Annotated in this window: 5 protein-coding genes; 3 read left to right on the top strand and 2 right to left on the bottom strand. The window is 34.6% G+C overall.

Features of this window, described 5'->3' with window-relative positions; translation table 11 throughout:
* Nucleotides 1–1,351 precede the first annotated feature (1,351 nt).
* Nucleotides 1,352–2,491, bottom strand: coding sequence for a class I SAM-dependent RNA methyltransferase (locus ENL20_04835; protein HHE37881.1), 1,140 nt, complete (start codon nt 2,489–2,491; stop codon nt 1,352–1,354).
* 182 nt (nt 2,492–2,673) lie between these two features.
* A complete protein-coding gene (locus ENL20_04830) occupies nt 2,674–3,534 on the bottom strand; it encodes an HAD-IIB family hydrolase (protein HHE37880.1) in 861 nt (286 codons plus the stop codon).
* A gap of 139 nt (nt 3,535–3,673) precedes the next feature.
* Here ENL20_04830 and ENL20_04825 point away from each other — a divergent pair, with 139 nt between their 5' ends.
* The 3 genes from ENL20_04825 (at nt 3,674) to ENL20_04815 (ending at nt 6,614) form a co-directional block, all read left to right on the top strand.
* Nucleotides 3,674–4,297, top strand: coding sequence for a toxin-antitoxin system toxin subunit (locus ENL20_04825; GenBank protein HHE37879.1), 624 nt, complete (start codon nt 3,674–3,676; stop codon nt 4,295–4,297).
* Nucleotides 4,272–4,715, top strand: a complete 444-nt coding sequence (locus tag ENL20_04820) for a hypothetical protein (protein ID HHE37878.1) — start codon at nt 4,272–4,274, stop codon at nt 4,713–4,715. Before ENL20_04825 ends, ENL20_04820 begins: the two co-directional genes overlap by 26 nt.
* Nucleotides 4,716–5,081: 366 nt before the next feature.
* The gene (locus ENL20_04815) at nt 5,082–6,614 is read left to right on the top strand and encodes a hypothetical protein (GenBank protein ID HHE37877.1); all 1,533 of its coding nucleotides are present in this window, start codon (nt 5,082–5,084) and stop codon (nt 6,612–6,614) included.
* Nucleotides 6,615–6,785 lie beyond the last annotated feature (171 nt).

Genomic DNA, 6,785 nt, shown 5'->3' with positions numbered 1-6,785 from the left:
TTTTATGGTTGTTCTAAATATCCCTATTGTAAAGGGACTAGACCATATGACTAAAATTTTAGTTTTCGAATGTAAAGCATATAACAAAAGCACCCACAATCAGCAAGAAGAAATGCAAGAAGATCGTGGCGCACGCCAACCATTTCCAACAAAAAAAACACAAAAATTCCCCTTCCCCAAAAAAAAATAAAAAAATAGTAGACAGAATTTTACCAGATGCATTGATTAACACGCATCAAAATTAAAGCATGTAAATCCTCAGGGGGTTGGGAGAAGAAGGATCGCTTAAATTATTGTTCTTTACAGGCTATATTAGTGTATCTTTCCGTGAAATAACGAGTTACAACAAGATCGACTTGATTTTTCCCATCAAAAAAAAACAGGCAGACCAGCCGTCTGAACCTTAGACCAGCCGGAAGGAATGCCAGATCAGCAGCTGTTTTGGGCTTTTCGCAAGGTTTTTTCAAGTGGTTTTTAATTTTTTTATCAAGTAAAGTGTCTTTGCGAGTTTTTCTTCCTGCTGTTACAAACGAAGCGATCTTTTTCTTAGTGATAGGTAAAAGTTGAAGATTTATCCACCTATGGCGGGATTGCTTCGTAAGAATTCCTCTGTAAGAAATCTCGCAATGACAACTCTGAGTTTAGTAGAATCAATTATAAAATAAAATTTTCAGGAATTATTATGGCAATACCAAGGCATAATTCGATTGCCGGTGAAGACAAAACTTTTACCTTTCAACCACCTGTGGGTAAACGCTGGTACCAGGTGCGAGTCCGTAATGCTAACGGATTTTCAAACTGGAGTGAAATGCCGGAATTTGAAGTGTCGGAATAGTAACACAAAGCTCCTGCTTTGTAACAATTAAAGAATGAAGGAATTATAAAGAAATAAAGAAATTAGATCAAAAGCTCCGCCTGTATTGCCGAAAATTTAATAAAGGCAGGTCCTTCAGGCGGGAAGATGGTTTATTACCCGAAAGGAGGTACACAATGGGTGACAAAGGCGGTAAGAAGGATAAGTTCAAGAGTCAGAAACAGAAGAAAATCAAACAGGAACAACAGATAAAAAAGAAGTTAGAAAAGCAACCGAAAAAATCCTCGTAGCTGGAAGCAGGATTCAAACAGGATTCAAATATGTGAAGATCACAATTCTTCACCTCGTTACGAAATTCCGGTTTTGGAAGGCAATGGTTGTGAAACTCCGTTTCATTTCTTTCCTTAAATTGTTTATATTTTATTCAAAACAGAGTTTTTTACAACATTGCATTCCCATCCGGCAGTTGCCGGATAGGAACGAGATCAATTTGCTGATAATACTTATTTTTTAATTCTCACGGAAATACGACAACTTTCAATAAACTTCGATCTTCACCAATCTCCCATCGAGATTTCCGTTCATCAGCGGTATTTTCGCATTCGGTTTTAATCCGATCGATCCGATCAATTCCCGCTTTCCGCAATAAATATAAGCAGTTGATCCTTTGCATTTTGTTTTCAGGAAATCACCCAGTTCTTGGTATAATTTGGAAAGTTCTCTCACATCTCCGGTTCTTACTCCATACGGTGGATTACAGATGATAGTTGCGTTTTCCATACCCGGATGTTCTCGAAGATCTCTTTGTTCGATCTGAATATTTCTTCCGTTCGGGATGGAGTTCAAATTTGTGCGGGAAACATTTACTGCTCTTTTATCGATATCACTGCCGAAGATCAAATTATCCGGAAGATTAATTTGCAGGCGTTCTCCATCTGCTTTTATTCTCAGCCATTTTTCAGGTTCAAAGTCAGGCAGGTGTTCAAATCCGAAATGATCTCTCTTAAATGCTGATGGAATCCGGCAATAATGCATCAATGCTTCGGATAACAAAGTTCCGCTGCCGCACATCGGATCAAGAAGCGTAGTCTTTCCCTTCCAGCCGGAAAGACGAATGATCGCTGCTGCCAGAGTTTCCTGCATGGGAGCAGGAACGCTTTCCACACGATAACCTCTTTTATGCAGCGAGCCACCGGAACAATCCAGACTGATGCTTGCCCTGTTGCTCTCAATATGAAGATTTATCCAGACATCGGGCTTTTCCCTGTCTATGTTTGGTCGCTCTCTGAATTTTTCCCGGAAATAATCCACGATAGCATCTTTTAGAACCAGCGAAGCATAGCGGGAATGTGTGATCTTGCTATTGGAAACTGATGAAAATATGGCAAAAGTTTCGTTTACGGAAAACAATTCATCCCATTCAATTTTGGATGCTGTTTTCAAAAGGTAATTCGTACTATGACAGTCGAAAGTAAGTAGTGGAGCTAAAACGCGAGTTAATAACCTGCTGCGATAATTAATTCTGTAAATATGCTCCAGATCAGTCCTGAACCAGACTCCGCGATAAACCGGTTTTATTTCCTTAACGCCGAATTCTTTTAATTCCGATGCTCCAAGTTCTTCCATTTTCCCGGCTACCTGGGCAAAAAATCTACCTGTCTTTTGATATTCAAACATTTAATTTTTCCTTTAATTCACCGCAAAGACGCAAAGGACGCAAAGAAAAAACTTGAGTTAAGTTGGCTTTAGCCAGTCTTGACTTAAGTTTTAAAATTTACACCACAACTTTCCGAATCTTAGATTGAAGAATTTCTCTGTTGGAAGCTTCGGAAAGAGCTTTTCTCAGTGTATTCAGTGCTTTAATCTTGAAAAAATTGTGAAAGAATTCCAAGATTTTCGGTGTTTAATATTTTCTCCGTAATCTCTGCAAATCCATCTTCTTCATTCGATTTTATCACCCTGAATTTTGTTTTCAATTCTGCTGGAGAATTCTCTACTACATAACTTTGAGCAGTCCAATGCAAGAGGTCGAGATCATTAAAATCATTTCCTATCCCAACCGTATCTTCTCTTTTTATCTTTAAATAATTGCCCAACCATTCTGCTGAATGACCTTTGGAAACTTTTTTCGGGAAAACTTCCAGCCAGATCGATCTATGATCAAGAGGGGAAGTTGCTCGAATAACTTTCAATTCTTTAATTTCTGATTTTATTTCATTAAATTTCGTTTCTGAATTCTCCTGCAAAACAGCAATGAACTGGCTTGCTTTTTTCATTTCCAAAGGTTGTTTCAAAGGTTGTGCAAAATGTTGATAAAGTCTTATCCTTCTCTCAAAATCAGGATTTTCCTTATTTATTCTCCCATAAAAGAATTTATGATTTTCAGGAATAATCTCGTGTATCATAAAATCAACTTTATGTCTTAAAAGAATTTCTAAGGTAAGATCAATTTCCCTTTTTATTAGATGATTCTCATAAATCACTTTTTTCGATTTCCAATCGATAATTCCCGCACCTGACGAAAAGATCAGGTAGTCAAACGGTAAATCATCTGTTAGAACCCGTTTTGCAGATAGAATATTTCTGCCGGTTGCGATTACGGTTATTATTTTTCTTTCCTGAATTTTTAATAACGCTTCCAGATTCTTTTCTGATAAGGAATTATCATCTTTCAACAAAGTTCTATCCAGATCCGTAAAAATGATTTTAGAATTATTCACGACTCACCTTTCATTTCTTATTTCATTTTTTGTGTTTGATTCTCTTGACAGAAAAAATCGTCAAGAAGTTTAAATTTGAGAGTTGTAATACGAATTAGTAGTTGACAAATAGAATTCCAAAAAGGAATTGTCTTTTCGTATGCATAAAGCATACAATTGTATGCAAAAAGGATACATTATGTTAGCAGAAATTTTATCCTCGAAAATTCGATCAGAAGTTTTCAGGTTATTGTTTGATCAAGATGACAAAGCACTCCACTTGAGAGAAATTGAACGAAGATCAGGATTTACGATCGGAACTGTTCAGAGAGAATTAAAAAAACTGTCGAAATTAGATTTGATCATTAAACGAATCGATGGAAATCGCAGTTACTATGAAGCAAATAAATTACATCCTTTATATAAAGACATTTGTAAAATAGTTGAGAAAACGATTGGAGTAAATAAAATTTTATCAAAAGCTCTAAAGCAAAGTAAAAATATCGAATTTGCTTTTATTTTCGGATCGATTGCCAGTAAAAAGGAGAAATCACATAGTGATATCGACCTTTTTGTGATTGGCGAATTAGGATTAAGAAAAATTACTTCACTTCTTTCCGGGATTACAGAAAAAACAGGGAGAGATATCAATCCACATATTTTCAGTAAAGATGAATTTATACAAAGAATAACTAATAATGATCATTTTATAACCAATATTATGCAAAATGATAAAATTTTCCTAATTGGAGAAGAAAATGAATTTAGAAAACTGGTTGAATAACGGATGGTTAAGAAAACACCAGACAAGTAAACAAGAAATAACAGATTTGTTGAATATTATCAAGAGAGATTTAAAAGATGCTAAGAAAAGTATTTCTGCTGATTGGAAATTCGGAATTGCTTATAATGCAGTTTTGAAATTATGTACAATCTTATTATATGCAGAGGGCTACAAACCTGAAAAAAATCTACAACATTACCGAACAATACAAGCTTTACCGTTAATTTTGGGTAACTCCAAACAATTAGATGCTGAATATTTAAACACTTGTCGGGCTAAAAGAAATACACTTGAATATGATTATACCGGTGGAATCACTCTTAAAGAAGTTCTTGAACTTATTGATTTTGTAGAGACTTTGCAACAGGAAGTTATTTCCTGGCTTCAACAAAAACATTCTGGATTGATTAAAAGTTGATGTTATAGATTTTCAAATATCCTTTTTTACCGGACTCAAGCAGAATTTATTTGGCTTACGATTCGCAGAAAATATGAAAACCATTAAAATGGTTATAATTATCATATTCTGTAACTTCATTCACCCACATGAATCAGGATGTTAATCTGAAAAGGAATTGAAAACAATAATTGGATATAATAAGAATAACACCACAATTCATTGTGGTGATAAGAAATAAGAAAAGAGTGTACACAACCATTTCAATGGTTTTTATTTAAGAGCCGATGCTATTATTTTTAGCTTCGAAATTTGAGTTATTTAACTTTCACTTTTAAATAAACTTACGAAATTTCAAAAACTTCGGAAGTTTTAAAAAGAGGAAATTTGTATTTAATTAAAAATGTGATAACACCAATTTCTAAAGATATCGACCTGAAAAAAGTATTATCTGAAAAACTAAAATTAAATTCTATCGAAAATATACAAATCCTTCGACGCTCCCTCGATGCCAGAAAGAAAAATAACCTGAAATACAATTATACACTTTTAGCAGAGATTCGGGAAAAATACTTTTCTCATCAGGATGTGATGGAATACAAAAAACCATTTCCATATATTTCGTCTCACATCAAACTTCAAAATACAAATCCTTTCATCATCGGAGCAGGACCTGCCGGATTATTTGCTGCCATTTCATTAGTCGAAAAAGGATTCAAACCATATATTTTCGAGCAGGGAGAAAAGATTGAAGAACGGATAAAAAAGATAAATAAATTCCGGAATCAAGGAATTCTCGATGAAGAAAGTAATGTCCAATTCGGAGAAGGAGGAGCAGGAACTTTTTCTGATGGAAAACTCACTTCCAGAACTCGTGATTTTTACACAGAAAAAATATTTGAATATTTAGTAAAATTCGGAGCTGATAAGAAAATCAAATACGAAGCTCTTCCCCACCTTGGAACCAATGGATTGAAAAAAATAATCATCAATATCAGGAAATATTTAGAAGCAAATGGTTGCAGATTATTCTGGGATCATAAGCTGGAAAATGTTCAAATCGAAAATGGTAAGTTAAAAGAAGTAACGATCAATAAACAAAAATATTGTCCTGAAATTTTAATTCTCGCCATCGGAAATTCTGCTCGTGATACTTTTGAAATGCTTTCTAAAAAAACAACTTTAGAAAATAAACCATTCTCTGTTGGTTTCAGGATCGAGCATACGCAGGATTTCATCAATTCAGCTTTTTATGGAGAGAAAACAAATTTCAAAATAACAGGTCCCGCAACTTATAAACTTACAGCAAAATATAAAAATAAAGGAATTTACTCGTTCTGTATGTGTCCGGGAGGATTCGTTGTCGCAGCAGCTTCCGAAAAAAAGCATCAGGTTTTGAACGGGATGAGTTTCCAACCAAGAGATAACAAATTTGCTAATTCGGGAATTGTGGTAACTGTTAATGAATCTGATTTTGGAAGCAAACTTTTGGCAGGAGTGAAATTCCAAAGAGAAATCGAACAGAAATGTTTTGATCAGAAAAATCCATATTTTGCTCCGAGTCAGAAATCTGATGATTTTTTAATCAATAAAACTTCAAAAAAAGGAATACCGAACAGTTACAAACCCGGAACATTCTCATCAGAACTAAACGATTTATTTCCGGAAATAATAACCGAATCAATAAAATCAGCATTAATAAATTTCGATCAAAAAATAAACGGATTTATTGAAAATGGCCTGCTTCTCGCTCCCGAAACAAGAACTTCTTCTCCGATCAGGATTGTCAGAAATAGAGCAACTTATGAAACTGTCGGAATCCAAAATATTTATCCAATCGGAGAAGGTTCCGGATATTCCGGAGGAATTATCAGCAGTGCGGCAGATGGTTACAAACTCGCTTGTTTTTTTGAGATTTAACTTATAATTCACTTCAATGATAGTATTTGACGACTGTATATATTATGCTAAAATCCTTTAATCTTGTTCTTTAGTGATATAAGTATAATCCTTAGATAATTCCCTCTAAATTTCATTGACATATTCACCACTAATAATTTTGTTGCCCCAAATAGAACAACACAATTGAGG

The organism is Candidatus Cloacimonadota bacterium (assembly GCA_011372345.1).
In the GTDB taxonomy this organism is placed as follows: Bacteria; Cloacimonadota; Cloacimonadia; order Cloacimonadales; family TCS61; genus DRTC01.
Note: the sequence above shows the minus strand (reverse complement) of the source record. Positions and strands in the feature narration are given on the sequence as shown.

Excerpts from the sequence above, each read along its gene's own strand:
- ENL20_04820 (HHE37878.1), top strand. The coding sequence starts at position 4,272 with ATGAATTTAGAAAACTGGTTGAATAACGGATGGTTAAGAAAACACCAG.
- ENL20_04835 (HHE37881.1), bottom strand. The coding sequence starts at position 2,491 with ATGTTTGAATATCAAAAGACAGGTAGATTTTTTGCCCAGGTAGCCGGG.
- ENL20_04825 (HHE37879.1), top strand. The coding sequence starts at position 3,674 with ATGCATAAAGCATACAATTGTATGCAAAAAGGATACATTATGTTAGCA.